Raw genomic sequence first — 1,324 nt, forward strand, 5'->3', positions numbered from 1 at the left:
CTGCTGGGGCGGCCGGAGGGCGTGGGCGGCACCGACGAGGTGCGCCGACGCGCTCCGGCTACGGTCGCAGCCCGTCGCCGCTGAGCCCGGTGCCCTCCGGCAGACCGAGCGCCAGGTTGATCGACTGGATCGCGGCGCCCGCTGTGCCCTTGACGAGGTTGTCCAGGGCCGCCATCACGGTGACGGTGCCGGACTTCTCATCGACATCCCAGCCGAGCAGGACACTGTTCGCACCGGCTGCGCTCGCCGTGTTCGGACACGCGCCCTCGCCGAGGAGGCGGATGAACGGCTCATCGGCGTAGGCGTCGTGGAAGGCCCGGGTGATCGCGGCCGACGGGGTCTGCGAATCAGCGAGCTTCGCGGTCACCACAGCCTGGATGCCGCGGGACATCGGCACGAGGACCGGGGTGAAGGTGAGGCGGAATCCGTCGGCCTCCTGCCCGCTGGCGGCGGCGAGGTTCTGGATGATCTCCGGGATGTGCCGGTGCTGGCCGCCGGCGCTGTACGGCACGGCGCCGCCCGCGGCTTCGGACAGCAGCAGGTGCGGCTTCGGTGAGCGTCCGGCGCCGGAGTAGCCGACGGCGAGCACCGCACCGAGTGAGGCGTGGTCTACGAGGCCGCCCGCCACCAGCGGCATCAGCGCGAAGGTGACGGCTGAGGCGTTGCAGCCGGGCACCGCGATTTCGCGTGTCTCGGCGAGCAGGTCGCGCTGGCCGGTGCCGGTGGCGCGCAGCAGTTCGGGCATGCCGTAGGTCCAGGTGCCGGCGTGGTGCGAGCCGTAGAACTCCTCCCAGGCAGCGGGATCGGCGAGGCGGAAGTCGGCGCCGAGGTCCACCACCAGGGTGTCTGGGGACTGCTCGCGCACCTGGGAGGCGATGGGGCCGGACTGGCCGTGCGGGAGGCCCAAGATGACCACGTCATGCCCGATGAGGTTCTCCACCGTGGTGTCGACGAACGTCATCTCCGGATCGAGGTCGAGGTGCGGGAAGTGGCCGGCGACCTTCTCTCCCGCGTTGGAGTGCGCGGTGAGGATGACAGCGTTCAGGCGCGGGTGCTGCTGGAGCAGGCGGACGATCTCTCCGCCCGCATATCCGGAGGCTCCGGCGACGGCCGCGGTGAATGCTTTCTCAACCATGCGCAAAACTATACGGGCGAGCGGGTGGGTATGCAACCGGAGTCAGTGCGTCTCACTCCCCGGGACCCGTCGGCCGACCTCACCCGGCCCCGCCTCCGTTGCTGCACGAGCATCGGCGTATGGCGACACCCCATGGCTTATGCGGCATCGGCCTGCCGCCATACACCCCTGCTCGCGAGGGGCAGGAAG

The 1,324-nt window shown here is 70.6% G+C and carries 1 protein-coding gene; it reads right to left on the bottom strand.

What is annotated here, in order from left to right:
• Positions 1 to 58: 58 nt before the first annotated feature.
• Positions 59 to 1,135 (bottom strand): N-acetyl-gamma-glutamyl-phosphate reductase, encoded by a 1,077-nt coding sequence (gene argC, locus MHY20_RS11485; RefSeq protein WP_239376902.1) that lies wholly within the window; start codon positions 1,133 to 1,135, stop codon positions 59 to 61.
• Positions 1,136 to 1,324: the final 189 nt, after the last annotated feature.

Source organism: Helcobacillus sp. ACRRO, assembly GCF_022347125.1.
GTDB lineage: Bacteria > Actinomycetota > Actinomycetes > Actinomycetales > Dermabacteraceae > Helcobacillus > Helcobacillus massiliensis.